This window comes from Mesorhizobium sp. LSHC412B00, assembly GCF_000503035.1.
GTDB lineage: Bacteria > Pseudomonadota > Alphaproteobacteria > Rhizobiales > Rhizobiaceae > Mesorhizobium.
Genome location: NZ_AYWB01000018.1, coordinates 1 through 25,675, shown reverse-complemented (window position 1 = coordinate 25,675; position 25,675 = coordinate 1). Strand labels below are relative to the sequence as shown.

The following is a 25,675-nucleotide window of genomic DNA, read 5'->3' as shown; positions in this document are numbered from 1 at the left end:
ATGGCCAAGGCGCCGGGAAAATCGAAGGTCGCAAAACCGGCCCCAGACAAGCCGGAAAAGCCGGTCCTGCTTTCGGGCGGCAACCCGCAGATCCCGAAGGCCTATGGGGACGCTCCGGTGCAGGCATATATTGCTGCCATGCCGGGCTGGAAAAGCGATGTCGGGCGCTGGATCGACGCACTTATCGTCAGCGCCGTCCCCGGCGTCTACAAGGCGGTGAAGTGGAACTCACCGTTCTATGGCATCGAGGGCGAGGGTTGGTTCCTCAGCCTGCATTGCTTCACCAGATACGTCAAAGTCGCCTTCTTTCGCGGCACGTCGCTCGATCCTGTGCCTCCCGGCGGTTCCAGGCAAAAGGAAGTGCGCTATCTCGACATCCATGAAGGCGAAGAGATCGACGAAGCCCGCTTCGCCTCCTGGGTGAAGCAGGCCAGCCGAATGCCCGGCAATAAGATGCGAACGGAGGCAGACCATGAAGATCAGCATGTCGAGCAAGGATGAGGGAGGCGCCTCTGCCTCCGAGCGGATAGATGCCCGAATCCGGGAGCTGGACGATTGGCGGGGCAAGACGTTGGCCAGCCTGCGCAAGACCATCCTCGACGCCGACCCGGAAATCATCGAGGAGTTGAAGTGGATGGGCAGCCCGGTATGGTCACGCGACGGCATGATCGCCGTCGGCAACGCTCACAAGGACAAGGTGAAGCTGACCTTTTCTCACGGCGCCAGCCTGCCGGATCCCGACAGGCTGTTCAACAACGGGCTCAACGGCAAGGTGTGGCGCGCCATCGATGTGTCGGAGGGCGACGTGATCGATGCGGATGCGCTGAAAGCGCTCGTCCGCGCCGCGATTGCCTACAACAGGGCTAAGAAGAAACCGGCTCAGTCGGCCAAAGCCAAGGACTGATCGGTTCAGGCGTCCGACCACTCCGACAGAGCGGCAATCACACTTTTCAGTTCGGCCCAGCGGCGGATGACGGTTTCGGCGCCGGCTTCGGTCAGCACATCGGCATGGCCGGGATAGCTGTGCGCGGCGCCGGTGAAGCCGATCACGCGCATGCCAGCGGCCCTGGCGCCGGTAACGCCGTGCACCGAATCCTCGATGACGAAGGTGTTTGCCGGATTGGCGTTGAGTTGCTCCGCCGCAATCAGGAACACATCCGGCGCGGGCTTGGTTTTCTTGCTTGGTATTTCCAGCGCTGAAAAAATCCGGCCGGCGAAGAACGGCAGCAGGGCCACTTTCTCCAGCATGAACTCGATCCGCTCCAAGCGTGAGTTCGAGCAGACGCAGCGCGGCGCGGTGACCGCGGCGACCGCCTCGCGCACGCCGTCGATGGCGCGCACGTCGCTGCGCAGTTTGTGGTCAACCAGCTCTTCGGCCCGGTCGATCATCGAGGCCTGGAACGGGATCGCGGATTTTGCCTCGACCCGCATCATGATGTCCTTGAAGGTCAGTCCGGCATAGGTTTCGGCGTATTCCTCGGCCGAGATTTCATATCCGGCCAAGGTCAGCAATTCGGCCTCGACGCGGGCTGCGATGATTTCGGAATCGACGAGCACGCCGTCGCAATCGAAGATGACAAGGTCTGGCTGGGGCATGGCAATCCGAACGAGGGAGGGTGATGAGAGGCCCGGCAAGGCTCAAGCGGCGCGACATACACCAACGGGCCGGGCTGCGCAAATTGACGACGTCAGGGCTGCTTGGCCCGTTGCGTCCTTCACCGAATATTTACGCTGATCGGTAACCATAACGGGGAGTAAACAGTAACGCGTGCCTTGGGTGTAAAAATGTCTGCCGTGCGTCTTGTCGCCGACCTCTCCCACGCCCCCCAGCAATCCGAGTGGCTGGACACGATCCTCAAGGGCGATTGTGTCGCCGCGCTCGATCGGCTGCCGGAAAAATCCATCGACGTCATCTTCGCCGATCCGCCTTACAATCTGCAGCTCGACGGCGATTTGCACCGGCCCGACCAGTCCAAGGTCGACGCCGTCGACGATGACTGGGACCAGTTCGAGAGTTTCGAGGCCTATGACGCCTTCACCCGCGCCTGGCTCCTGGCGGCACGCCGCGTGCTGAAGCCGAATGGCACCATCTGGGTCATCGGCTCCTACCACAACATCTTCCGCGTCGGCGCCAAGATGCAGGATCTCGGCTTCTGGATTCTCAACGATGTCGTCTGGCGCAAGACCAACCCAATGCCGAATTTCCGCGGTCGCCGCTTCCAGAACGCGCATGAGACCATGATCTGGGCCTCGCGCGACCAGAAGGGCAAGGGCTATACCTTCAATTACGAAGCCATGAAGGCATCGAACGACGACATCCAGATGCGCTCCGACTGGCTGTTCCCGATCTGCACTGGCGGCGAGCGGCTGAAGAACGACAATGGCGACAAGCTGCATCCGACGCAGAAGCCGGAAGCGCTGCTCGCCCGCATCATGATGGCCTCGACCAAGCCGGGCGACATCGTGCTCGACCCGTTTTTCGGCTCCGGCACCACCGGCGCCGTGGCCAAGCGGCTTGGCCGCCATTTCGTCGGCATCGAGCGCGAACAGGCCTATATCGACGCCGCCAACGAGCGCATCGATGCGGTGCGGCCGCTGGAAAGCGCCGATCTCGCCGTGCTCACCGGCAAGCGCGCCGAGCCGCGCGTCGCCTTTGTCAGCCTCATCGATACCGGGCTTATGCAGCCCGGCGCCACGCTTTACGATGCCAAGAAGCGCTGGTCGGCCAAGGTACGCGCCGACGGCACGGTTGCCATCGGTGACAGCGCCGGCTCGATCCACAAGATCGGCGCCGAAGTGCAGGGCCTGGACGCCTGCAACGGCTGGACCTTCTGGCACTATGAGCGCTCGGGCGGCCTGACCCCGATCGACGAACTGCGCCGCATCGCCAGGCTCGGCATGGAGCGGGCAGGGGCCTGACGCTACCACATAAAGGTCGGCGCCCTACGGCGCCCCCCTCTGGCCTGCCGGCCATCTCCCCCACGAGGGGGGAGATCGCGCGCTTCATTGTTTTCGCCAACCTTCAACGTTGTAAGAAAGAGCCGTCGGCGAGGCTGCCAATCTCCCCCCTCGTGGGGGAGATGCCCGGCAGGGCAGAGGGGGGCGCCATAAAGCGCTACCTCGACCCCTCTGCGTAGCTCAGGTCGCGATGCCATACCGCTCAAGGTCCGCCTTGAGCGTTTTTGCATCTGTGAACAGCACAGCATTCCAGCCAGCCGCCCTGGCTCCGTCGACATTCCTGGGGCTGTCGTCGATGAACAGCGTGGCGGAGGGCTCCAGGCCGAACGCGACCACGTGATGGTCGTAGATGGCGCGGTCGGGCTTGATCTCACGGATATCGGCCGACACGGTCACGCCGCGCGGGCGGCTAAGGAAATCGAAGCGCAGTCTTGCCTCGGCAAGCGTGTCGGCGGCGAAGTTCGTCAGCATGGTCACGTCGCGGCCGCTCTCGATCAGGCCGAGCATGATGGCGACGCTGTCCTCATAGGCATGCGGCACCATGTCGTTCCAATAGCGCCGGAAATTGCGAATGTTTTCAGCATGATCCGGGTAATCCGCGATCAGCAGCGCTTCCGCCTCTTCCCACGTCCGGCCACGATCCTGCTCGATGTTCCAGTCATGCGTGCAGACATTGTCGAAGAACCACTTGCGCTCTTCGGCATCGGGAATGAGGCGGCTGAACGGAATGTTCGGATCGTAGTGGAGCAAGACGCGGCCGATGTCGAACACGATATGGCGGATTTCAGTCATTTCTGGCCTTTCAAAGCGAATGCTAGTCAATTGGGCGGTGTTTTTTGGTTGCGCCCGGTATCGCTGCTTCGATGACCTTTTTCATGACCGTCGGCAGCGCTTCACCGGAAATGTCATGGGCCAGCGACCAGAAATGCCCTTCCGGCGCATCACTTTTCACTTGAGCGTGAAAAACTTCGAGCTCGAGCGCGAAATGGGTGAAGACATGCGCGATCTCTCCGGCGCGCCGCCAGTCCGCAGCGAAGGGCGCTGCCTCCGAAGTGGTTGCGCCGTCTATCCGGGCTGTCCAACCTGTGGTCGGCACCTCGGTCATGCCGCCGAGCAGGCCCTTGTCAGGCCGCTTGCGCAGCAGGATGGCGCCGTCGCCTCGCTCGACGACGAAGGCGGCACCCCGCCTGAGTGGTTTGTCGACCTTGGGCAGGCGGACCGGAAAGCGCTCGGGGTCGCCGGACAGGATGGCGCTGCAATCCTCGCGCACCGGGCACAGCATGCAGCGCGGCCGTCTTGGCGTGCAGATCGTGGCGCCAAGGTCCATCATTGCCTGGGCGAAGTCGCCCGGCCTTGTCTGCGGAACCAGTCTTTCGACGAGCGCGCGGATCTCGGGCTTTGCCTCGCTGAGCGGCGTTGCGATCGAGTAGAGCCGCGAGATGACACGTTCGACATTGCCGTCGACGACCGCCGCCGGACGGTCGAAGGCGATCGCCGCGATCGCCGCCGCCGTATAGGCGCCGATCCCCGGCAATTCCCTCAATCCCGTTTCTTTGTCGGGAAAACGGCCGCCCTGGCTCGCAACCAGATCGGCGCAGGCCTTGAGGTTGCGCGCCCGTGAATAATAGCCGAGCCCGGCCCAGGCCTTCATCACATCCTCGGCCGGCGCAGCCGCCAGCGCCTTCACATCAGGCCATTTCTCGACAAAGGCGCGAAAATAGGATTTTACCGCTTCGACCGTGGTCTGCTGCAGCATCACTTCCGACAGCCAGATGCGATAGGGGTCCGGCCGTGCACCGCCGGCCGCCGCGTGCGGCGTGATCCGCCACGGCAGTTCGCGATGGTGCGCGTCATACCAGGCAAGCAGACGCGCGGCGATCTCTCCTGATAGAGTTGGTTCGGATGCGGCCTTGCGGGTCTGTTCGTGCAGTGCCATTGATCGCGGGCTGGCTCTAGGCTGGTGAGGAGCGTGGCTGGAGAACGTACATGGCAGGGAGAACGCCTTACGGCAATCCCGTTCCGGTGAGCGATCTCGCGACCGCGATCCTCGACCCCGTGCTGCGCAAGCGGGCCGGCATTTCGATCGGGCTGGTGCAGTCATGGGAAGAGATCGCCGGCCCCAGGCTCGCCGGCCATTCGCGCCCCGAAAAAATCCAGTGGCCGCGCCGCATGCATGAGGACGATCCGTTCGAGCCGGCGGTGCTGGTCATCGCCTGCGAGGGCATGGCCGCGCTGCACCTACAGCACGAGACCGGCGAGATCATCAACCGCGTCAATGCCTTTCTCGGCTTCAACGCGATCGGCAGGATCCGGATCGTGCAAAAGCCGGTGCTGAGGGACAAAGCCCGGCCGAAACCGACGCCGAGAGCACTGACTTCTGTCGAAAAGGCCAAATTGTCGGATACCGTCGGCAAGATCGAGGATGAAGGCTTGCGCGCCTCGCTGGAGCGTCTTGGCGCCACAATTCTTGGCCAAAGGAAGCTGCCAAGGTAATCAACCGGTAATCAGTCGGTCATGAACGCGTCATCTATCTCGCGCATTCGTGATCCTGCATGTAGAGTTTGGCGATTGGAATGGGGACGGCGATGCCTTAATTCCCGCCAACTCTCGCCTTTTCTAGCCTTTGCGTTGCAAAATCAAACCACAGTCAGGTGATTCGCATGAACCGTAGCTTGTCCCGCAGAAACCTCCTGTCTTCGCTGGCCGTCATTCCGGCAGTGGCTATGCTCGCCGCATGCAGCGATTCAGGCGAGGATGCCAAAGCAGCGGATGTGAAGCCTGCGGCTCCCGCGCCTGCTTCGACGCCTGCCACTCCGGCCGCCGTCAAGGTCCCGGAGTCTTCCGGCAATGTCGACATGGCCGAACTGCTGAAGCCCGGCGCTTTGCCCGACAAGCAGCTCGGCAAGGATGACGCCAAGGTCACCATCGTCGAATATGCTTCGATGACCTGCCCGCATTGTGCGCATTTCGCCGCGACCACCTTCCCTGAGTTGAAGACCAAATACATCGACACCGGCAAGGCGCGTTACATCCTGCGCGAATTCCCGTTCGATCCGAGCGCCGAGGCCGGTTTCATGCTGGCGCGCTGTTCGAAGGACAATTATTTCCCGATGGTCGACGTGCTGTTCAAGCAGCAGGCCAACTGGGTGGGCGTCAACAATACCAAGGATGCGCTGCTGCAGATCTCCAAGCTCGCCGGTTTTACACAGGAGTCCTTCGAGGCCTGCTTGACGGACCAGAAACTTCTGGACGATGTGAGATCAGTCCAGAAGCGCGGCGCCGATGAATTCAAGGTCGACTCGACACCGACCTTCTTCATCAACGGGAAAACCTACAAAGGTGCGATGTCGATTGAGGAAATATCGGCCATCATCGACCCTCTGCTCTGACGTCCAGGCGGCGCCGGAGCGACTGCGCTTCGGCGTCAGCGCACCTTTGTGCCTTCCAGGCAGGCGCGAATGAAGTTTTCGCGCCTTCGCCTCCTCGGCTTCAAGTCCTTCGTCGAACCCGGCGAGTTCGTCATCGAACGCGGCCTGACCGGCATTGTCGGGCCGAATGGCTGCGGCAAGTCGAACCTTGTCGAGGCGATGCGCTGGGTGATGGGCGAAAGCTCATACAAGAACATGCGCGCGTCCGGCATGGACGACGTGATCTTTTCCGGCTCGGGAACGCGCCCGGCCCGCAACACCGCCGAAGTCACGCTGTTCCTCGACAATAGCGACCGGACCGCGCCCGCCGCCTTCAACGACGCCGATGAATTGCAAGTGTCGCGCCGAATCGAGCGCGAAGCCGGCTCGCTCTACCGCATCAACGGCAAGGAAGCCCGCGCCAAGGACGTGCAGCTTCTGTTCGCCGACCAGTCGACCGGCGCGCGCTCGCCATCCATGGTCGGACAGGGCCGCATCGGCGAACTGATCCAGGCCAAGCCGCAGGCGCGCCGCGCGCTGCTCGAAGAAGCCGCCGGCATTTCCGGCCTGCACACCCGCCGCCATGAGGCCGAGCTTCGGCTGAAGGCGGCCGAACAGAATCTGGAACGGCTGGACGATGTCGTCGGCGAACTGGAGAGCCAGATCGAAAGCCTTAAGCGCCAGGCGCGCCAGGCATCGCGCTTCAAGAACCTGTCGGCCGATATCCGCAAGGCGGAAGCCACGCTCTTGCATCTGCGCTGGACGCTGGCCAAGACCCAGGAGGGCGATGCGCGGTCGGCGCTGGCGGTTGCCACAGCTCTGGTCGGCGACCGCGCCGCCGCCCAGATGGCTGCCGCCCGGGAGCAAGGCATCGGCGCCCACCGGCTGCCCGATCTGCGTGACGCCGAGGCCGCGGCTGCCGCCGCCTTCCAGCGGCTGTCGATCGCCAAGGCGCAGATCGAGGAGGAGGCAGGCCGCATCCGCGCCCGCCAGGCCGAACTCGAGCGCCGGCTGCAGCAGCTCGACGGCGACATCGCCCGCGAGGAGCGCATGGTCCGCGACAATGCGGATATTCTTGAGCGCCTGCGCGAGGAAGAAGCCACGCTCAACTCCGAAAATGCCGGCGCCGCCGAACGCGAGGCCACGACGCGGGCCGCTTTCGAGCAGGCCGGCGCAACGCTGTCGCAGAGCGAAGCAAAGCTCGCTGCGCTGACCGCAGAACGAGCGGAGGCCGCCGCCGCGCGCAATCAGATCGAACGCACGCTGCGCGAAAACGCCGAACGCCGCGACCGCTTTGCCCGCCAGCTGGCCGACGTCGACCGCGAATTGTCCGAGATTGTGTCGAAGGTTGCGGGCTTGCCTGACCCGGCCGAAAAACGTGCTCTGGTCGAGGACGCGCTCGCCCGGTTGGAGGAAGCGGAGGCCGGCGCCATTGCTGCCGAACAGGCGGTCGCCGAGGCGCGCGCCACCGAGAGTGCCGCTCGTCCGCCGCTGCAGGACGCCAGGTCGGAGCTCGCCGGCATCGAGACCGAAGCGCGCACGCTGGCCAAGATCCTCAATGCCGCCAGCGGCGATCTTTTCCCGTCGGTGCTTGAGCAGCTCAGCGTCGAACGTGGCTATGAGACGGCGCTTGGCGCTGCGCTTGGTGAGGACCTCGACGTGCCGCTCGACCGCAGCGCGCCGGTGCATTGGGGCGAAAGCCAGGTTCAACCAGGCGATGCGGCCTTGCCGGAAGGCATCAAGAGCCTCGCCAGCGTGGTGCGCGCGCCTTCGCAGCTTGCCCGCCGGTTGGCGCAGATCGGCATCGTCGATGCCGCCGACGGCAAACGCCTGCAGACGCTGCTTGCCCCCGGCCAGCGGCTGGTCAGCCGTGACGGCGCGCTGTGGCGCTGGGACGGGCTGACCGCCAGCGCCGATGCACCGACCGCGGCCGCGCAAAGGCTGGCGCAGAAGAACCGGCTGGCCGAGCTCGATGCCGAGGCGGTACAGGCGACGCAGATCGTGCGCGAGGCCGAAGCCGCCCTTGCCCAGGCCGAACAGGCACTCCGCCAGGCGAGCGAGGCCGAACGCAACGCCCGCCAGGCCGGGCGCGATGCCCAGCACGGCCTGGACGCCGCCCGCAGCGCGCTGGCCGAGGCCGAAAAGGCCGGTGGCGAGCTGGCAAGCCGCCGCGCCGCCCTGGACGAGGCGCGCGCGCGAATCGTCGACAGCCATGAAGAAACGGCCGCCGCCTTCGCCGAGGCCGAAATGCTGCTGCAGGACGCCCCCGATCTCGGCGACCTGCAATTGCAGCTTGAACAATCCGCCGCCAATGTCAGCCGCGATCGCGCAACCTTGGCCGACGCGCGCGCCGTCCATGAAGGCCTGCGCCGCGAAGCCGAGGCGCGCACGCGCCGGCTCGACGCCATCGGCGCCGAGCGCAGCAACTGGTTGCAGCGGGCCGAAAACGCCTCGACGCAGATTGCCTCGCTGGGCGAGCGCAGGGCCGAGGCCGAGGCCGAGCGCGAAACGCTGGCCGACGCCCCCGACGAGATCGACGCCAGGCGGCGCGCGCTGCTGTCGCAGCTGACCGAGGCCGAGACCTTGCGCAAGGCGGCCGCCGACCGTTTGCAGGAGGCCGAGAACAAGCAGGCCGAGCTGGACAAGGCCGCCACCGCGGCCATCCAGTCGCTGGCCGATTCCCGCGAAACCCGCGTCCGCGCCGAAGAGCGATTGACCGCCGCCGATGAGCGCCGGCTCGAGGTCGAGGCGCGCATCCAGGAAACGCTGAACACGCCGCCGCATCTGGTCATTCGCCATACTGGCCTGGAAGCCGACAGCCCGATGCCGGAAATGGCCGAGATCGAGCGCCAGCTCGACCGGCTGAAGGTTGAGCGCGAGCGGCTCGGCGCCGTCAATCTGCGCGCCGAGGAAGAGCAGAAGGAATTGTCGGACCGGCTGGAGACCATCGTCTCCGAGCGCGAGGACATCATCGAGGCGATCCGCAAGCTCAGGCAAGCGATCCAGAGCCTGAACCGCGAAGGCCGCGAACGGCTGCTTGCCGCTTTCGAGGTGGTCAACGGCCATTTCCAGCGGCTGTTCTCGCATCTGTTCGGTGGCGGCACGGCCGAACTGCAGCTGATCGAATCCGACGACCCGCTCGAAGCCGGGCTCGAAATCCTGGCACGTCCGCCCGGCAAGAAGCCGCAGACCATGACGCTGCTGTCCGGCGGCGAGCAGGCACTGACGGCGATGTCGCTGATCTTTGCCGTGTTCCTGACCAATCCGGCGCCGATCTGCGTGCTCGACGAAGTCGACGCGCCGCTCGACGATCACAATGTCGAACGCTTCTGCAACCTTATGGACGAAATGGCCGCGACCACCGAGACGCGCTTCGTCATCATCACCCACAACCCGATCACCATGGCGCGCATGAACCGCCTGTTCGGCGTGACCATGGCCGAGCAGGGCGTCAGCCAACTGGTGTCGGTCGATCTGCAGGCCGCCGAGGCGATGCGCGAGGCGAGCTGACGCAGCATGCTTTGTTGATTTCGTCGGCGATGGCCTCGATCCGACTGTTGCAACAGGACCGTCGCCCTTGCGACCTGCTTGCGACGCGCATTCTGTAAGGTTCGAAGAGAAGGAATTTAAGCGCCACCTGAGAGCGAACGCCAAAGCCCACATGCAAAGCGCCCGGCCAACGCGAAAGCGATGCCTACAAGGCGCAGATGGCAATAGGCTCCCACCGCAATTCAGCTGCCACGTTTATCGGAAGCCCAGGAAGCTCAGTATCGCAATCACGATAACGACTGCTCCGATGAGCCAGATTATGTTGTTCACCGTATCTCTCCCGAATTAGTTGCTGGGAGTGAACTCGTAAGAGCCTACTAATGTTCCCGCATTTTCTGCGTCGAAACAAAATGGCGGCCATCGCTTCGTCGATTGCCAGACCAAGGTCCGAACAGGGTATGACTGAAGTCCTGACGTCGGAGCCATAGGCCTGAAGGCGGGCAACCTATGCCCTCCCGATACATTGGAACCGGGCTGCCGAGCATGAGTCCCTTCATCGGTGGTCAATCGGGTGCCCGCCATTCCTGAGAGGTTAGCGGGCACCCGATTGTCGTGACACCGCCACGGCGTGCGTTTCAATAGCGAGGCTAACAGTGACCTTTGTCCAGAGATCTGTGCGTGACGGCGCAACCCGACCCGCAAACGACAACGACAGTCCTGCGGAAGTTTCTTCCGTTCTTGACCTCATACCATCGGCTGACGACGACAAGGTCGCTGAGCTTGTCAGGCGAACAGAGCGCCTGGCAATCGCAGTGGTTATCGGAATCGCGGTTCTGCTGATCTTGGCGCCGGTGGTTTACCTTGCACTTTCTTACGGGATCTGAGACGGCCCGACCTATGGGATCTGAAATGGCCTGATTGGTCTCGTAAATCTCACAAATTGTGCCGATGGTCTTCCTCGCAAGACAAGTGTTTCCCGTCACAGATCAGGAGATCGAACGCGACGACATAGAAGGGTCCTGTGCAGCGCTGCTTTGTCGAGTGGCGTAACCCTGGTGGTCGGCTTGAAAGAGCGCCTTTGCCAGAAGTTGCCAACAGGAGCTGCTGTCGCAACTTCTTCTTTCGATACGCCGTGTTGCACGGGAGCAGCCGTCACTGATCGCGCCCGTGGACCGACGACGCTACTCGGAACCAAAGGTATGGGACGCGGTTATCCCCGCGAAGGGATAATTAGCAGGTGGAGATATTACAATGAAAACAATGATCGTGAGCGCCTTGGCGCTGTTCATTGCCATGCCGACGATAGCTCCGGCAGCCGAAGCTGACGTGGTCATCACGACCCACCATCGACATCATCACAGGAGCGTAAAGGTCATCAATGACCAGGGTCAACGCCTTCATCACCGCAGACACGGCACGGTTGCCTTCTACGACCACGGCCGCAGACATCATCGCCGGGATACGGTCATCGTGACCGGCTCGATCGAGCGCAGCCATCATCGCTATTATCGACATCATCGGCATCATCCCGTCGTCATCCAGGACGACAACGATTACTGATCCTCTCCGCACGGCCCCGGCTCTGTCAACGGAGTCGGGGTCGCGTGGGAGTCAGATAGCTCCTGACGGCAGCCATCGACAAGGTCGGTAAATCATTGATTCCAAAGGCATGTGATTTGGCTGGGGCGCCAGGATTCGAACCTGGGAATGTCGGTACCAAAAACCGATGCCTTACCACTTGGCGACGCCCCAGCAAGCGAGCTTTGCCCGTTGCGCGCGGCCTTATAAGACGAGCGGCACGAAAGCTCAATGCCGAGTTGGCCACTGTGCAAAACTGATCCACCGCTTCGCGCGGGGAAGCGCTATTCGCCCCAGACCGCCAACTCGTTGCCGGCGGGATCGGTGAAATGGAACCGCCTGCCGCCCGGGAACGAGAATATCGGCTTGACGATCGTGCCGCCGGCGCTTTCGACAACGTCGAGGGTTGCTTCCAGATCCTGCGAATAGAGCACCGGCAATGGTTTCGCCGGAGCCTCGCCTGCATCGGCCTGGAAGCCGCCATCGAGCCCTTCGCCGAAGGCTGAATAGGCCGGCCCGTAATCGGTGAACGACCACGAGAAGGCGGCGCTGTAGAAAGCCTTGACGCTGTCCAGCGTCGCGCCGGTCGCGGGCAGTTCGAGATAGTCGAGTTTTCCGTTGAGTTTCATCACGCTGCTCCCAACTTGTTCCCTATATGTTCTATATCCTGGGCAGCGATACGGCAAGTCTTTTTGATGCGGCTTTCCTTAATCGATTGTAGTTGGCGCGCCTGGCCGGCCACGCCTTGCCTTTCGCACTGCAGCATAATAACGCTCGGGTCGGAGCGCGGGGGGAACCGGGTCTTGGCCCCGGGGTTCTAATCTTCCGAGAACTTGGAGGGCGAGCATGACCAAATGGGTCTACACCTTCGGCGATGGCGCCGCGGAAGGACGTGCGGGCGACCGCAACCTTCTCGGTGGCAAAGGCGCCAATCTGGCCGAGATGTGCAGTCTTGGCCTGCCCGTGCCGCCGGGCTTCACCCTCACCACCGAAGTCTGCAACGCCTATTACGCCAACGGCAACAGCTATCCGGCCGCGTTGCAGGCCGATGTCGTCAAGGCGCTGGACCATATCGGGCAACTGACCGGGCGCCGTTTCGGCGATCCGTCGAAGCTGCTTCTGGTCTCGGTCCGCTCCGGGGCCAGGGCCTCGATGCCGGGCATGATGGACACCGTGCTCAATCTCGGCCTCAATGACGAGACGGTCGAGGCGCTGGCAGCCGATTCCGGCGATGCCCGCTTTGCCTATGACAGCTACCGCCGCTTCATCCAGATGTATTCCGATGTCGTCATGGGTCTCGACCACGAAGTGTTCGAGGAAATCCTGGAGGACCAGAAGGCGAGCCTCGGCCACGAGCTCGACACCGAACTGACAGCGCAGGAATGGCAGAGCGTCATCGCCCTCTACAAGGCCAAGGTCGAGGAGGAGCTCGACAGGCCGTTTCCACAGGACCCGCACGAGCAGCTGTGGGGGGCGATCGGCGCGGTGTTTTCCAGCTGGATGAACAACCGCGCCATCACCTACCGGCGCCTGCACGATATCCCGGAAAGCTGGGGCACGGCGGTCAATGTCCAGGCCATGGTGTTCGGTAACATGGGCGAGACGTCGGCCACCGGCGTCGCCTTCACTCGCAACCCCTCGACCGGCGAAAAGATGCTCTACGGCGAGTTCCTGGTGAACGCGCAGGGCGAGGATGTCGTGGCCGGCATCCGCACGCCGCAAAACATCACCGAGGCGGCGCGCATCGCCGCCGGCTCGGACAAGCCGTCGCTGCAGAAATTGATGCCGGACGCGTTCCGCTCCTTCGTCGACATCTCCGACCGCCTGGAACAGCACTACCGCGACATGCAGGATCTCGAATTCACCATCGAGCGCGGCAAATTGTGGATGCTGCAGACGCGTTCCGGCAAGCGCACCGCCAAGGCGGCGCTGAAGATCGCCGTCGAAATGGCGCGCGACAAGCTGATCACGACGGAGGAGGCGGTCGCCCGCATCGATCCGGCCTCGCTCGATCAGCTGTTGCATCCGACCATCGACCCCAAGGCCGCGCGCGATGTCATCGGCGTCGGCCTGCCGGCTTCTCCGGGCGCGGCGACCGGCGAGATTGTTTTCTCCTCGAGCGATGCCGAGGATCTGAAGACGCAAGGTCGCAAGGCAATCCTGGTGCGCATCGAAACCAGCCCCGAAGACATTCATGGGATGCATGCTTCGGAAGGCATCCTGACCACGCGCGGCGGCATGACCAGCCACGCCGCCGTGGTCGCGCGCGGCATGGGCAAGCCTTGCGTTTCGGGCGCCGGCTCGCTGCGTGTCGACTACAAGGCCGGCACGCTGATGTCGATGGGCCAGACCTTCCGCAAGGGCGACATCATCACCATCGATGGCAGCAACGGCCAGGTGCTGAAGGGCGCCGTGTCGATGCTGCAGCCGGAACTGTCGGGCGATTTCGCCGCCATCATGGAATGGGCCGATGCGGTGCGCCGCATGAAGGTGCGCACCAATGCCGAGACGCCGCTCGATGCGCGCATGGCGCGCTCCTTCGGCGCCGAAGGCATCGGTCTCTGCCGCACCGAGCACATGTTCTTCGACGGCGAGCGTATCGTCGCCATGCGCGAGATGATCCTGGCCGATACCGAGAAGGACCGCCGCACCGCACTTGCCAAGCTGTTGCCGATGCAGCGCTCGGATTTCCTCGAACTGTTCGAGATCATGGCCGGCCTGCCGGTGACGATCCGGCTGCTCGATCCGCCGCTGCACGAATTCCTGCCCAAGACGGAAGCGGAGGTGGCGGAGGTCGCCGCCGCCATGAACGTCTCGCCCGACAAGCTCAGGCAGCGCACCGAAGCCTTGCACGAGTTCAACCCGATGCTCGGCCATCGCGGCTGCCGTCTCGCCGTCTCCTATCCCGAGATCGCCGAGATGCAGGCGCGCGCCATTTTCGAGGCAGCCGTCGAGGCCGGCAAGAAAGCCGGCGCGCTGGTCGTTCCCGAGATCATGGTGCCGCTGGTCGGCCTGGTGAAGGAGCTCGACTACGTCAAGGCGCGCATCGATGCGGTCGCCAAGGCTGTCATGGACGAGACCGGCGTCAAGATCGACTATCTCACCGGCACGATGATCGAGCTTCCGCGCGCGGCGATCCGCGCCCACGTCATCGCCGCTACGGCCGAGTTCTTCTCCTTCGGCACCAACGATCTCACCCAGACCACCTTCGGCATCTCGCGCGACGATGCGGCATCCTTCCTCGACACCTATCGGCAGAAAGGCATCATCGAGCAGGACCCGTTCGTCTCGCTCGACATCGAGGGCGTCGGCGAACTGGTGCGCATGGCTGCCGAGAAGGGCAGGGCGACGCGGCCCGACATCAAGCTCGGCATATGCGGCGAACATGGCGGCGATCCGGCCTCGATCCGCTTCTGCGAAGAGGTCGGCCTCGACTATGTGTCGTGCTCGCCCTACCGGGTGCCGATCGCAAGATTGGCCGCAGCCCAAGCCGCGGTGCAGATTCCCAAAACAGCAGTGCCGCGCCCCAAAAAGAGCGCCGCGGCATCCTGATTTCGACATAGTCCTTTCGGTATCGATGAAACGGCCACCCCTGGGTGGCCGTTTGGCGCTAAGCTTACGATTTTGTAAGCAAATTCACGCTGATGTGCGCGGCTCAACACGCAATCCCGACATCGTTTCCGCCCAATTTCACGGCCCCCCCAACCCGCCCGGTGCCGAGAAAAAGATGTTACAGATTTCGCCCAGACCCTTCCGCTCGATCCTGATTATCCAGACCAAGTTCATCGGCGATGTTGTTCTGTCCTCCACGCTCGCCAAGAACCTGCAGCTCGAATATCCCGGTGTCAGGATCGTCTTTCTCTGCGAGGCGCGCCTGGCCAGTTTTGTGACCGCCCACGGCATCGCCTCGGAAGTCGTGACCTTCCGCCGCGCCGCCATGCGCGGCACCCCGCTGGAGCGTGGACGCGAACTCTATTCGATGATCAGCCAGCTGCGCCAATTCCGTTTCGACCTGACCATCGACCTGACCGATTCAAAGACATCGCGGCTCATCGTCAGGTTCCTCAACGCCAGCACCCGCATCGGCTACAATCCTCCGGAAAGGCCGCTGCGCTGGCATGAGCGCCAGCCCGCCAATGTCTTTGCCGAGCCATTCGGTTTTGGCGAACGTCACTATCTCTACCGCTACCTTTCGCCGCTCGAGCCGCTCGGCGTCGGCCTGCGCGTGCGGGTGCCGTCGATTCGGCCATTGCCGATGGAGACGGCGAGGGCCCAGGCATTGCTGGACAAACACCATTTGCGGCCAAACGGCTTTGTCGCGGTGCATGCCGGCGCCAGTTTTCACGGCCGGCGCTGGCAGCATGAACGCTTTGCCGCCGTGATCGACACGATTTCGCGCGAAACCGGACTGGATTTCGTACTCGTCGGCGGCCCTGACGAGCGCAAGCCGGCCGAGCAGATCCTCGCCAGTGCCGCGTCGATCGTCAACCTCGTCGGCGCGCTGTCGCTGGAAACGCTGCTGGCGGTGTTGCAGCAGGCGCGGCTGTTTGTCGGCAATGAGAGCGGCCCCATGCACATGGCAGCAGCGGCCGGAACGCCGGTTGTTGGCCTTTTCGGCCTGACCAGCCCGGCCGTCTGGGGACCGGTCGGCGTGCCCAGCCTCGCCTTGCAGCCATCCATGCCGTGCAATTGCGTGGCGGGCAGCCTGTGCAATCCGCTCGATCCCAGCAAGGCCTGCTGCGTCTGGCGCCTCGAGGTCGGACCGGTCGTCGCGGCCGTGCGCGAAGTCCTGTCACGCACGCATGTGGAACTGGAACACGCCGTCTGACGGTGCGCGGCGGTCACATTGTCGGGATATCAGCTTTCTCACGGCCACTATCCCAATTTCCGCCTTGTTGCGGGTCCTGGGATGCGGCTATGACAGCGCCGATTCTCAGACGACAGGCTCCCTTGCAAAAGCTGTTTTGCGCCTTGGCGCTATCTATCCTGGCCGTGTCCTCGGCCCAGGCCGCGCCGCTTGTCGAGCCGACGCTGCATCTGAAGGCTGAGGACGGTAGCAGTGTCGGCCGCGTCGCGCTTACGCTCGACGCCTGCGGCGGCCAGACCGATACGAGGATCCTGTCGGCGCTTGTGGAGAACCGGATTCCGGCGACGATCTTCGTCACCGGTATCTGGCTGAAGCGCAACGCCGCCGCCGTCGAGATCATGCGCGCGCATCCGGACCTGTTCGAACTGGAAAACCATGGCGGCCATCACATCCCGGCCGTCGACACGCTGCGCAAGATCTATGGCATCCGCAGCGCCGGCAGCCCGGAAGCGGTGCAGGCCGAAGTCGAATCGGGCGCTGCCGCTCTCGCTGGCACCGGCGAGCCGGCGCCGAAATGGTTTCGCGGCGCGACCGCCGAATACAGCCCGTCGGCTATCGCCATGATCCGCAAGCTTGGCTTCAAGGTCGCCGGCTTTTCGATCAACGGCGATGGCGGCTCGTTGCTCGGCGCAAAAGAAACTGCCCGGCGCATCGCCGCCGCCAAGGATGGCGATGTCATCATCGCCCACATCAACCAGCCGACCCACGCCGCCGGCGAGGGCGTCGTGCAAGGTCTGCTCGCGCTGAAGGCCAAGGGGCTGATGTTCGTGCGGCTGGATGACGCCGACGGTGTCGGCAACGACGGGACGACTGATTAGGATTGGGCGGCGGCAGGCAGTTTCATCGCCTTTGGACTGACGTCGCCGACGTTTGAGATTAGCCGAGGCCTCTAAACTTCGTCATCCCAGGGTGAAACAGGAGCGAAGCTCCGTCGCCAAGACCCTGGGATGACGAAGCGAGCAACGGCGGCTTGAGTCGCTTGCTCAGGCCGGTGCTGCTTCGATCGTCACCCTGTTGGGATAGAAGGCGCCGTGGTCGCGAATCTCAGCCATTTCGTCGAAGGGCTGCTCATAGCCCCACATCGCGTCCTTGCCGGTCTCGCCGGCCGGCAGCACGCTCCAGTAGCTGGCGTCGCCCTTGTAGGGGCAGTGGGTCGACAGGGTGGTTTTGCCGAGCTGGGTGAAGTCGATGTCTTCGAAGGGGATGTAGAATGCCTGGGGGTAGGGCGGTTCGGACAGAAGCTTCGCCCGCCTCGATGAGGCGATCACCGTATCGCCGGCACGCACGACCACGGTACCCCGATAGGGTTCGAGGGTGATGACCTTGCCGGGATTGCTCCGAAAGCCGGGGGCGGGGTTGGCGATCTGGTCCATGCGGGGTTCTCCTTGTTCCATTGGGAGCACAGTCCGATTGAGAGAGTGCGGGGTTGCTTCCCATGTCCCTAAAATGTGTCTGGAGAACTCGTTGCGCAAGCCTTCGCCAGTAGGCCAGAGCTGGCCTTCCGATCACTAAAAACGATCCCGCGTGGAATGCTCAGGCTGCGGTCTTGAACACGTCCATGAGGCCGGCATAGGCCGCGGCAATACCGGCTACCGGGTTGGTGCTTCTTGACGTCGTCTCGACCTTCAGCGGGCCGCCGCCGGTCGGCAAGGTGAGCAGCAGGAACTGGCGATTGCCGCCGTCGCCGATCGATGCGGCGGCGACATGCTGGCCTTCGCCTTCGTTCTGGACGCACATTTTGAACAGCAGCGTGCCGCCGACCGCTTCCAGGGCGCCGCCGACCACCTCGACAAATTCGTCTTCGGAGACCTTGTTGGCCTCCGGCACGAGATCGGCCAGACTTGCGGCAAGCGTGTCTTCAAGCTCTTTGTCGTCGAGTTGAATATCGTCCAACTGCACGTCTTGGGCCCCGCTGTCATCCAGCTGCCTGTCGTCGATCTGCCTGTCGTCGATCTGCCTGTCGCCGATCTGCCTGTCGTCGATCTGCTTGCCGTCGATCTGCTTGTCGTCGAGCTGCGTGTCCATGCGAACCTCTTTCAGTCGCCAATCCGCACCCTACCCCGTTAACGAACCTTAACGTCGACGATGGCCGGATTGTGGCGGTTTTCCCCGCCTTTCGATCACTGCTTGCTTCAGCCGTTAACGGTTGGAGACGTCATGGCTGGACAATCCGTCCGTTCGTCCCACAATGGAACAAAAGACGGGAAAAACGAGGAAGCAATGGGAGGAACCAGATGCTCGGACTGATGCAGGAATGGCCGCTGCTCTGCCACAAGCTGATCGACAATGCCGAGCGGCAGCACGGGACGCGCGAGATCGTCTCGCGCTCGATCGAAGGTCCTGTCGTTCGCACCACCTATGCTGAAGTTCATCCCCGCGCGCTCAAGGTCGCTCAACGGTTGGAGCGCGATGGCTTTGTGCTCGGCGACCGCATCGCGACCCTGGCCTGGAACACGGCGCGCCACATAGAGGCCTGGTACGGCATCATGGGCATCGGCGCCATCTACCATACGCTTAACCCGCGTTTGTTCCCCGAGCAGATCGTCTGGATCATGAACAATGCGCAGGATAGAGGGATCTTCGTCGACCTGACCTTCATGCCGCTGCTGGAAAAGATCGCCGGCGCCGTCAAATCGCTGAAAAAGGTGATCGTCCTGACCGACAAGGCGCATCTGCCTGAAACGACGCTGCCGAATGTGGTTGCCTATGAGGACTGGTTGAACGAGGCCGATGGCGACTTCGCCTGGAAGGTTTTCGGCGAAAACACCGCAGCCGGCATGTGCTACACCTCCGGCACGACGGGCGATCCCAAAGGCGTGCTCTACAGCCACCGCTCGAATGTGCTGCATGCCATGATCGCCGCCATGCCCGACGCCATGGGCCTCTCCGCGCGGGACACGATCCTCCCCGTCGTGCCGATGTTTCATGCCAATGCCTGGGGCCTTGGCCAGAGCGCGCCGATGATCGGCGCCAAGCTGGTCATGCCCGGTTGCAAGATGGACGGCGCCTCGATCTACGAGCTGCTCGACACCGAGAAGGTGACCTTCAGCGCCGCCGTGCCGACCGTCTGGATGATGCTGCTGCAGCATCTGGAAGAGACCGGCAAGAACCTTCCCTATCTCAGCAAAGTCGTCATCGGCGGCTCGTCCTGCCCGCGCGCCATCATCAGGAAATTCCAGGACAATTATGGTGTCGAAGTCATCCACGCCTGGGGCATGACCGAAATGTCGCCGCTCGGCACGCTGTGCACCATGAAGCCGCAGTATCAAGCGCTCGAGGGCGAGGACCGGCTCGATATCCAGGGCAAGCAGGGCTACCCGCCCTTCGGGGTCGAGATGAAGGTGACGGATGACGACGACAAGGAACTGCCTTGGGACGGCAAGACCTTCGGCCGGCTGAAGGTGCGCGGTCCAGCCGTCGCCAGCGCCTATTATGGCGGCGTCGGCGCCGAGCAGTTCGACAAGGACGGCTGGTTCGACACTGGCGATGTCGCCCATATCGATTCCGGCGGCTACATGCAGATCACCGATCGCGCCAAGGACGTCATCAAGTCGGGCGGCGAGTGGATATCGACCATCGACCTGGAGAACCTCGCCGTCGGCCATCCCGATGTCGCCGAGGCCGCGGCGATCGGCGTCCATCATTCGAAATGGGGCGAGCGGCCCTTGCTGGTCGTGGTCGCCAAGCCCGGCAAGGAGCCGAGCAAGGCCGATATACTGGCGTTCATGGACGGCAAGGTGCCGAAATGGTGGATGCCCGACGACGTCGCTTTCGTCAGTGAAATCCCGCACACCGCCACCGGCAAGATCCAGAAGATCACCTTGCGCAAGCAGTTCAGCGACTACCGCCTGCCGACGGATTGACCGGGACCGTGCGTTTCCTTGACCTTCAAGCTACCGGCGGCAAAAACGTTAGGGCAGGGGATGTTCAATTTGAGCATCCTTTGCTCTAAGCGTCTGTGCGGGTTGGGGCGGTGCTGAAGACAATGGAAATTGACGAGCGGCAGACATCGAAGGCGGCCGGCTGGTCGCGGCGCACGGGCGCTTTTGCCCTGGTCCTGCTGCTGACCGTGCTGGCCGGCCATCATTTCGAACTGGTGGAAACGCCGGCCTTCCTGTGGGTGCTGGCGATCGTCGCCTTGCTGGCTGCATTCGCTTTGCTGTTTGCGGGCCTCGCTTTGTCCAGGCTGTGGCATTTCGGCGACCGTGGCGGCCGCGACCTCTCGGTCGGCGCCCTGCTGGCGCTGCTGGTGCTGACGCCCTACGGCTTTGCCACCTATTTGGCGGCGACCACGCCGCCCCTGAGGGACATTTCGACGGACCTTGACAATCCGCCGGTGCTCGACACCAGCGACCGCACCAAGGACATGAACGTGCTTTCGCCGCCAACGCCCGGCGAGGCGCGCCTGCAGGCCGACGCCTATTCGCTGGTCACCGGGCACAGCTACAATCTGCCGTTCGAGACCGTCGTCGACGCCGTCGAAACCGTGCTCGACCGCCGCGACTGGCAACTCACCGCGCCATACCCGGTGACGGACGGTCAGGACGAGGTGACGATATCGGCGGTGGCCAGGAGCTTCGTCGTCGGCCTGCCCGCCGACGTCGCCATCCGGGTCAGCAATGACGGCGACACGATCGTCGTCGACATGCGCTCAGCCTCCCGCTACGGCCGCTACGACCTCGGCGACAACGCCGCGCGGATTGTGGAGTTTCTGGCCGAGCTCGACCGGGAGGTCGCGGGGCAGGTGGGTGCCGCGCCGGCTGAATAGTTCTCTACCCCACCGGCACAAAAACGCCGTCGATGGCCGGGTCACCCTGGGTAGCAACCAGGCCGCGCGCCACCAGGTCTTCGAGATGGGCAAGCACCGACAGGCCGGCGGCGCCATGCAGGCGTGGGTCGGTGTCCCGGTAGATAGCCTTGACCATGTCCGGGATCGTCCGGTCGCTGTCGCGGATCCGCTCGAGGATCGCCCGTTCGCGCATCTTGCGATGGGTCTTGAGGCCGCGCATGAAGCTGCGCGGCGCGGTCACCGGGCCGCCATGGCCGGGCAGCAGCAGGCGATCGCCGCGCGCGATCAGCCTGTCGAGCGAGGCCATGTAGTCGGCCATCGCTCCGTCCGGCGGCGCCACGATCGATGTCGCCCACGCCATCACATGGTCGGCTGAAAACAGGATGCCGGTGCCTTCGAGCGCAAATGCCGCGTGATTGGCGGTGTGGCCCGGCGTCAGCACCGTCCGGATCGTCCAGTCATCGCCCTCGACCAGCGCATTGTCGGGCAACGCGATCTCCGGGACGAAAACCGTGTCGGCGCTGGCGTCGAGCGGGTTGATCTCGCCGATCCGCAGCGGCCTTGCCGGGCGGTGCGGGCCTTCGGCCAGTACAATAGCGCCGGTGTGCGCTTTCAGCCGGGCGGCCAGCGGAGAATGGTCGCGATGCGTGTGGCTGACGAAGATATGGCTGACCGGCCGGTTTGCGATCACGTTGAGCAGCGTCTGGAAATGCGCCTCGTCATCGGGGCCGGGATCGATCACCGCCAGCGTATCGCGCCCGACGATGTAGCTGTTGGTGCCGTGAAAGGTGAACGGGCTGGGGTTTTTGGCGGTAACGCGCAAGACGTCCGGCGCAACGGTGACGCCCTCGCCATAGGCCGGATCGAAGCTGGTGTCGAATTTGAGCGCCATGGCGGTGTCGTTGAATCTCTGTTCAGGAAGACGGCAAAACTGATTGCCGCATAACACGGAAGCCAATATAGAAAAACGCAAGGCCGCGATCTGCGGCAATCCGGATTGGGGAAGACCATGGCACTTGCAACGACGATGCGCCCGCTTGTTTCTCTCGCTTTGCCCCAGGAGGGCGCGCAGCGCCTGGCAACCCAGCTTTTGCTGGCGATCGCCGGAACGCTGCTTTTGACCCTGTCGGCCAAGACGAAAGTCGTGCTCGGGCCGGTCGACATCTCGATGCAGACGCTGGCCGTCCTGCTGATCGCCACCGCATTTGGCCTGCGGCTTGGCGTCGCTACCCTGCTTCTCTACATGGCCGAAGGCGCCATGGGCTTCCCGGTCTTCCAGAGCACGCCTGAAAAGGGCATCGGCATCGCCTACATGATCGGCGGCACCGGCGGTTATCTCGCCGGCTTCGTCGTCATGGCGGCCATTGTCGGCTGGGCCGCCGACCGCGGCTGGGACCGCCACCCGATCAAGTTGTTCAACGCCATGCTGGTCGCCGAAATCGTCATGATGGCCATGGGCTTTGCCTGGCTGGCCACCCTCATCGGCGCGGAAAAGGCGTGGCAGTTCGGCGTTTTGCCGTTCGTCCTCGGCGACCTGATCAAGGTTGCGCTCGCCGCCAGCCTGGTGCCGGCGGTATGGTCGCTGCTGCCCAAGCAGCCCTGAAACCGGAGGTTTTTTCCACCGAATTTTACGTGAATAAAAGAATGTAAAATCGGGTACGGCTTTTTACGGAGAGTATAGCTATCATAATGATATTAAAAGGAAAATACGGATTTTGCATGCTTTTTTGAAGTGACCCCGGACAAGTTTTTAGTCATGTGTCGGCATAGGGCCAAAAGTGGTTGCCGTGAGCTGGAAAAAACGTCGATCGCTCAACAGCGTCCGGTCGCCTAGGCAAGATCAAGATCGTCACTGAAATCAGACTTTATGGCGAGCTCATAATGCCGCGAGAGAGATATCGTGCCAAAGTTTTCCGACTACGACATCGACGCGCCTTGCGACTAAACATGGCCGGCAAGATCGCCTTTCCAGGTAGGTCATTGGGCATCAAAGATCTTCAGAGAGAACGAGAGCGGGCTCATCTTGCTACAGAATAATCGCTACAGAACGTTGCAAACGCCTTGGCGGGGGTGGTCGGTATGCCTAGACGTGAAAGGTGATGCCCCCACGGGTCCTTGCAGAAGCGAGGCCGCTTTCAGCGTCGGCGGCTGTCGAGTTGGTGATAAAGATCGGCATAGGACGTACCCATTCTGTCGGCGGTGAAGAGGCTGATGTAGCGGTCCCGCGCAGCGCGGCCCCATTTGGCCATGTCGACCGGTGAATCGACGAACCGGTTGACGGCTTCGGCAAGGCGCGCCGGGTTCGAAGGCGGAACCACCAGCCCGGTTATACCGGCTTCGTTCACATAGCTTGTGCCTGTTCCGATTTCGCACGAAATCATCGGCTTGCCGCACATCGCGGCCTCGACGAGCGAAAGCCCGTATGCTTCCGACCTTTGGTTCGAGGGAAAAACAAACCCGAGGCAGCTGTGAAGCAGCGCCATTTTGCGCGGCTCGGCAACGTCGCCAAGGAAAATCAGATTGTCGCGGCGCAGCGTTTCGGCCTGAGCCTTGAGTTGCCGCTCAATGGGCCCAGAGCCGGCGACGACGATCTTGCAGCGGATCCGGTCCGCGGCCTGGATCAGGACATCCAACCCCTTATAGTAGCGCAGGACACCGACGAACAGCACGAACGGTTCCGTGACTGTCGATCGGCACCAGTTGTTGTCGGCCTCGGTTGGCGCAGGATAGGCATTTTCGTCGATGCCGATGGGGATGATCTCCGACTTGGCCTTAAATGCCCTGAGGGCAGGGCTCGACTCCAGATAGTTCGGCGACGTCGCCACGATCGCATCGACGTCCCCAAGGAAACGCATCATCAACGGTCGGTAGAAAGGCAGGACGAGCCTCTGTTTGACGATGTCGGAATGATAAGTGACGACGCTCGGCTTGCCGTGGCGGGATTGAAAATGCACGATGTCCATGAACGGCCATGGAAAATGATAGTGGATCAGGTCGGCTTTGCCGGCGAGAGCCTTGAACGTGCGGAAAGCCTCCCGTGAAAACCCGGTCGAGGCCACTTCGAAATCCAGCCTGGCTTTTGTGACCATGTGTTCGTCCAGGCGCTGCGTGGCCTCGCGCGGATTGCGGCTCAGCGACAGCACTTCCGTTTCGATGCCGTGCCTTGCAGTGCTTTGCGCGATGGCATGGATCGTCCGCTCTATGCCGCCAAATGTATCCGGCCAGTAGGTCTTGAAGAAGTGCAGGACTTTCAAGCGAAGGTCTTTCGTCTCTGCCCGATGGCCTGCTCAAAAATGCCAAGCATGCCCTTCCCGTGATTTTCCCAGGTGAAGCGCTCCGCATTCCGGCGCGCGCCTGCCGCGATTTTTTGCCGAAATTGCGCGTCGACGCAAAGCCGGCCGAACGCGCTGGCCATTGCCTCGGGATCGTTGGGGTCGACAAGAATTGCACTGTCGCCAGCGACTTCCGGCATCGACGATGTGTTCGAGGTCAGCACCGGCTTGCCGAAAGACTGCGCCTCGACGATCGGAAAGCCAAAACCTTCATAGAGCGACGGCATCGCCAGAAAAAGGCAGTTTGAATAGAGCGTGGCAAGCGTTGCGTCGTCGACAAAGCCGGTGAAGATGACATTTTTCTCGAGCCCGGCAAGCCGCACCTCGTCGGCCAGGCTGGTCTGCTTCCAGCCGCTGCCGCCGACGATGACCAGATCGCAGTGCAGCCGCGTGCTTGCCGGCAACAAACCGTACGCGTTTATCAAATTGCGCAGGTTCTTTCTGGGTTCCAGCGTGCCGACGAACAGCGCGTAGGGGCTGGTGATGCCGAGAGGCTCTAGGCTTGAAAGGCCAGATGGAGCGGGCAGGGCGGTCGTACCTGGGGGGGCGGTCCTGATCGGCGATTTCAGCCAGGGAAACTCGGCCACCAAGTCAGTGGCCATAGCCGCCGAATCCGTAACCACGACATCGGCGCTCTTCAATGCCGGCTTCATCATGATGCGGTCGCCCATCCGGGTTTGGACGCGCATGGTTTCCGGCGCGTGCACCCAGACAAGATCATGAATGGTGACCACCCGAGCGATCCGCTCATCCAGTCGAAGGGGCAACCGGTGAGCCGGCCCCCAGAAGACATCCAGCCGGCCGCGCGCGGCCCATGAGGGCAGGATGGCTTGCCCCCACAGCACGCGCCCGGGCAGGGCTTTGAAGCTGGCAGTGCGCAAGACGACGCCGGGCGGCAACTCGTAGTTGGCGTTGATCTGGGCCGGAGCATAGACAGATACCTCGGCACCGAGCGCCGACAAGGCCTCGATCGACTTGTGGACAAACCTGCCGATTCCATCCGTGGCCGATCCGAGGTTCCTGCCGTCGATGCCGATTTTCAAGGGGGCTCCCGGAAGTGAACCAGACGAAGGATTCCAGACATTTGTACGGTGGAATCAGGGGGGGCAGGATCACAGCATAGCAGGTAACCTACCATGCGTACCGCTGACTGGTTGTGTGCGTCAAGTTCTGCAAAATGGGGCGATCATGAAACTGGTCATGCGGCTTGGCGTAGAGCGAGCTTCTTGTGCTCGCGCAGATCATCCATGTTGAT

22 protein-coding genes and 1 tRNA gene are annotated in these 25,675 nt (G+C 62.9%); 13 read left to right on the top strand and 10 right to left on the bottom strand.

What is annotated here, in order from left to right; all coding sequences use genetic code 11:
* Nucleotides 1-501 carry a DUF1801 domain-containing protein gene (locus tag X757_RS140615; RefSeq protein WP_023727474.1) on the top strand — a complete coding sequence of 167 codons (501 nt, stop codon included), beginning with the start codon at nt 1-3 and terminating at the stop codon, nt 499-501.
* On the top strand, nt 473-904 hold the full coding sequence (locus tag X757_RS0134950) for a DUF1801 domain-containing protein (RefSeq protein WP_245275122.1): 432 nt from the start codon (nt 473-475) through the stop codon (nt 902-904). The genes X757_RS140615 and X757_RS0134950 overlap by 29 nt, the downstream gene beginning before the upstream one ends.
* Nucleotides 905-909: 5 nt before the next feature.
* Here X757_RS0134950 and X757_RS140620 read toward each other — a convergent pair whose 3' ends face one another.
* Entirely contained in the window at nt 910-1,596 is a 687-nt protein-coding gene (locus X757_RS140620) for an HAD family phosphatase (RefSeq protein ID WP_023727473.1), read from the bottom strand.
* A 189-nt stretch (nt 1,597-1,785) separates the two neighbouring features.
* Between X757_RS140620 and X757_RS140625 the strand changes: the two genes are divergently transcribed.
* A complete protein-coding gene (locus X757_RS140625) occupies nt 1,786-2,919 on the top strand; it encodes a site-specific DNA-methyltransferase (protein WP_023727472.1) in 1,134 nt (377 codons plus the stop codon).
* Nucleotides 2,920-3,138: 219 nt separating this feature from the next.
* Here X757_RS140625 and X757_RS140630 read toward each other — a convergent pair whose 3' ends face one another.
* A complete protein-coding gene (locus X757_RS140630) occupies nt 3,139-3,750 on the bottom strand; it encodes an HAD family phosphatase (protein ID WP_023668391.1) in 612 nt (203 codons plus the stop codon).
* Between the two features lie 22 nt (nt 3,751-3,772).
* Nucleotides 3,773-4,894, bottom strand: coding sequence for an A/G-specific adenine glycosylase (gene mutY, locus X757_RS140635; RefSeq protein ID WP_023727471.1), 1,122 nt, complete (start codon nt 4,892-4,894; stop codon nt 3,773-3,775).
* A 50-nt stretch (nt 4,895-4,944) separates the two neighbouring features.
* Here mutY and X757_RS140640 point away from each other — a divergent pair, with 50 nt between their 5' ends.
* The 4 genes from X757_RS140640 to X757_RS140655 all read left to right on the top strand — a co-directional run bounded on the left by X757_RS140640 (nt 4,945) and on the right by X757_RS140655 (nt 11,414).
* The gene (locus tag X757_RS140640; protein ID WP_023727470.1) at nt 4,945-5,451 is read left to right on the top strand and encodes a DUF721 domain-containing protein; all 507 of its coding nucleotides are present in this window, start codon (nt 4,945-4,947) and stop codon (nt 5,449-5,451) included.
* 167 nt (nt 5,452-5,618) lie between these two features.
* On the top strand, nt 5,619-6,347 hold the full coding sequence (locus X757_RS140645; RefSeq protein ID WP_023692056.1) for a DsbA family protein: 729 nt from the start codon (nt 5,619-5,621) through the stop codon (nt 6,345-6,347).
* A 69-nt stretch (nt 6,348-6,416) separates the two neighbouring features.
* A complete protein-coding gene (smc, locus tag X757_RS140650) occupies nt 6,417-9,875 on the top strand; it encodes a chromosome segregation protein SMC (RefSeq protein WP_023727469.1) in 3,459 nt (1,152 codons plus the stop codon).
* A gap of 1,230 nt (nt 9,876-11,105) precedes the next feature.
* Nucleotides 11,106-11,414, top strand: a complete 309-nt coding sequence (locus tag X757_RS140655) for a hypothetical protein (protein ID WP_023670691.1) — start codon at nt 11,106-11,108, stop codon at nt 11,412-11,414.
* A 117-nt stretch (nt 11,415-11,531) separates the two neighbouring features.
* Here the strand turns inward: X757_RS140655 and X757_RS140660 are convergent.
* Together X757_RS140660 and X757_RS140665 are read right to left on the bottom strand one after the other, a co-directional pair.
* Nucleotides 11,532-11,606: transfer RNA gene (locus X757_RS140660), tRNA-Gln, on the bottom strand.
* Nucleotides 11,607-11,716: 110 nt separating this feature from the next.
* Complete coding sequence (locus X757_RS140665; protein ID WP_023727468.1) at nt 11,717-12,061, bottom strand: VOC family protein; 345 nt, start codon at nt 12,059-12,061, stop codon at nt 11,717-11,719.
* A 217-nt stretch (nt 12,062-12,278) separates the two neighbouring features.
* Here X757_RS140665 and ppdK point away from each other — a divergent pair, with 217 nt between their 5' ends.
* From ppdK to X757_RS140680, 3 genes are all read left to right on the top strand, one after another.
* Entirely contained in the window at nt 12,279-14,984 is a 2,706-nt protein-coding gene (ppdK, locus tag X757_RS140670; RefSeq protein WP_023727467.1) for a pyruvate, phosphate dikinase, read from the top strand.
* Nucleotides 14,985-15,159: 175 nt separating this feature from the next.
* The gene (locus tag X757_RS140675) at nt 15,160-16,260 is read left to right on the top strand and encodes a glycosyltransferase family 9 protein (RefSeq protein WP_023727466.1); all 1,101 of its coding nucleotides are present in this window, start codon (nt 15,160-15,162) and stop codon (nt 16,258-16,260) included.
* Nucleotides 16,261-16,349: 89 nt separating this feature from the next.
* On the top strand, nt 16,350-17,117 hold the full coding sequence (locus X757_RS140680; protein ID WP_031251581.1) for a polysaccharide deacetylase family protein: 768 nt from the start codon (nt 16,350-16,352) through the stop codon (nt 17,115-17,117).
* Between the two features lie 165 nt (nt 17,118-17,282).
* Here the strand turns inward: X757_RS140680 and X757_RS140685 are convergent, their stop codons facing one another.
* Nucleotides 17,283-17,672, bottom strand: coding sequence for a DUF427 domain-containing protein (locus X757_RS140685; RefSeq protein WP_023727464.1), 390 nt, complete (start codon nt 17,670-17,672; stop codon nt 17,283-17,285).
* Nucleotides 17,673-17,832: 160 nt separating this feature from the next.
* Complete coding sequence (locus X757_RS140690; protein WP_023727463.1) at nt 17,833-18,192, bottom strand: hypothetical protein; 360 nt, start codon at nt 18,190-18,192, stop codon at nt 17,833-17,835.
* 341 nt (nt 18,193-18,533) lie between these two features.
* Here X757_RS140690 and X757_RS140695 point away from each other — a divergent pair, with 341 nt between their 5' ends.
* A complete protein-coding gene (locus X757_RS140695; protein WP_023727462.1) occupies nt 18,534-20,162 on the top strand; it encodes a fatty-acid--CoA ligase in 1,629 nt (542 codons plus the stop codon).
* Between the two features lie 122 nt (nt 20,163-20,284).
* Complete coding sequence (locus tag X757_RS140700; RefSeq protein WP_023727461.1) at nt 20,285-21,067, top strand: DUF1499 domain-containing protein; 783 nt, start codon at nt 20,285-20,287, stop codon at nt 21,065-21,067.
* Nucleotides 21,068-21,071: 4 nt separating this feature from the next.
* Here X757_RS140700 and X757_RS140705 read toward each other — a convergent pair whose 3' ends face one another.
* Nucleotides 21,072-21,980 (bottom strand): MBL fold metallo-hydrolase, encoded by a 909-nt coding sequence (locus tag X757_RS140705; protein ID WP_023727460.1) that lies wholly within the window; start codon nt 21,978-21,980, stop codon nt 21,072-21,074.
* A gap of 117 nt (nt 21,981-22,097) precedes the next feature.
* Between X757_RS140705 and X757_RS140710 the strand changes: the two genes are divergently transcribed.
* Nucleotides 22,098-22,691 (top strand): biotin transporter BioY, encoded by a 594-nt coding sequence (locus X757_RS140710; protein WP_023684601.1) that lies wholly within the window; start codon nt 22,098-22,100, stop codon nt 22,689-22,691.
* Between the two features lie 532 nt (nt 22,692-23,223).
* Here X757_RS140710 and X757_RS140715 read toward each other — a convergent pair.
* The gene (locus X757_RS140715) at nt 23,224-24,342 is read right to left on the bottom strand and encodes a glycosyltransferase (RefSeq protein ID WP_023703208.1); all 1,119 of its coding nucleotides are present in this window, start codon (nt 24,340-24,342) and stop codon (nt 23,224-23,226) included.
* Nucleotides 24,339-25,463 (bottom strand): glycosyltransferase family 1 protein, encoded by a 1,125-nt coding sequence (locus tag X757_RS140720; RefSeq protein ID WP_023703209.1) that lies wholly within the window; start codon nt 25,461-25,463, stop codon nt 24,339-24,341. The genes X757_RS140715 and X757_RS140720 overlap by 4 nt, the downstream gene beginning before the upstream one ends.
* Between the last annotated feature and the right edge of the window lie 212 nt (nt 25,464-25,675).

Coding starts and splice junctions, on each gene's coding strand:
- X757_RS140615 (WP_023727474.1), top strand. CDS start 1: ATGGCCAAGGCGCCGGGAAAATCGAAGGTCGCAAAACCGGCCCCAGAC.
- X757_RS0134950 (WP_245275122.1), top strand. CDS start 473: ATGAAGATCAGCATGTCGAGCAAGGATGAGGGAGGCGCCTCTGCCTCC.
- X757_RS140620 (WP_023727473.1), bottom strand. CDS start 1,596: ATGCCCCAGCCAGACCTTGTCATCTTCGATTGCGACGGCGTGCTCGTC.
- X757_RS140625 (WP_023727472.1), top strand. CDS start 1,786: ATGTCTGCCGTGCGTCTTGTCGCCGACCTCTCCCACGCCCCCCAGCAA.
- X757_RS140630 (WP_023668391.1), bottom strand. CDS start 3,750: ATGACTGAAATCCGCCATATCGTGTTCGACATCGGCCGCGTCTTGCTC.
- mutY (WP_023727471.1), bottom strand. CDS start 4,894: ATGGCACTGCACGAACAGACCCGCAAGGCCGCATCCGAACCAACTCTA.
- X757_RS140640 (WP_023727470.1), top strand. CDS start 4,945: ATGGCAGGGAGAACGCCTTACGGCAATCCCGTTCCGGTGAGCGATCTC.
- X757_RS140645 (WP_023692056.1), top strand. CDS start 5,619: ATGAACCGTAGCTTGTCCCGCAGAAACCTCCTGTCTTCGCTGGCCGTC.
- smc (WP_023727469.1), top strand. CDS start 6,417: ATGAAGTTTTCGCGCCTTCGCCTCCTCGGCTTCAAGTCCTTCGTCGAA.
- X757_RS140655 (WP_023670691.1), top strand. CDS start 11,106: ATGAAAACAATGATCGTGAGCGCCTTGGCGCTGTTCATTGCCATGCCG.
- X757_RS140665 (WP_023727468.1), bottom strand. CDS start 12,061: ATGAAACTCAACGGAAAACTCGACTATCTCGAACTGCCCGCGACCGGC.
- ppdK (WP_023727467.1), top strand. CDS start 12,279: ATGACCAAATGGGTCTACACCTTCGGCGATGGCGCCGCGGAAGGACGT.
- X757_RS140675 (WP_023727466.1), top strand. CDS start 15,160: ATGTTACAGATTTCGCCCAGACCCTTCCGCTCGATCCTGATTATCCAG.
- X757_RS140680 (WP_031251581.1), top strand. CDS start 16,350: ATGACAGCGCCGATTCTCAGACGACAGGCTCCCTTGCAAAAGCTGTTT.
- X757_RS140685 (WP_023727464.1), bottom strand. CDS start 17,672: ATGGACCAGATCGCCAACCCCGCCCCCGGCTTTCGGAGCAATCCCGGC.
- X757_RS140695 (WP_023727462.1), top strand. CDS start 18,534: ATGCTCGGACTGATGCAGGAATGGCCGCTGCTCTGCCACAAGCTGATC.
- X757_RS140700 (WP_023727461.1), top strand. CDS start 20,285: ATGGAAATTGACGAGCGGCAGACATCGAAGGCGGCCGGCTGGTCGCGG.
- X757_RS140705 (WP_023727460.1), bottom strand. CDS start 21,980: ATGGCGCTCAAATTCGACACCAGCTTCGATCCGGCCTATGGCGAGGGC.
- X757_RS140710 (WP_023684601.1), top strand. CDS start 22,098: ATGGCACTTGCAACGACGATGCGCCCGCTTGTTTCTCTCGCTTTGCCC.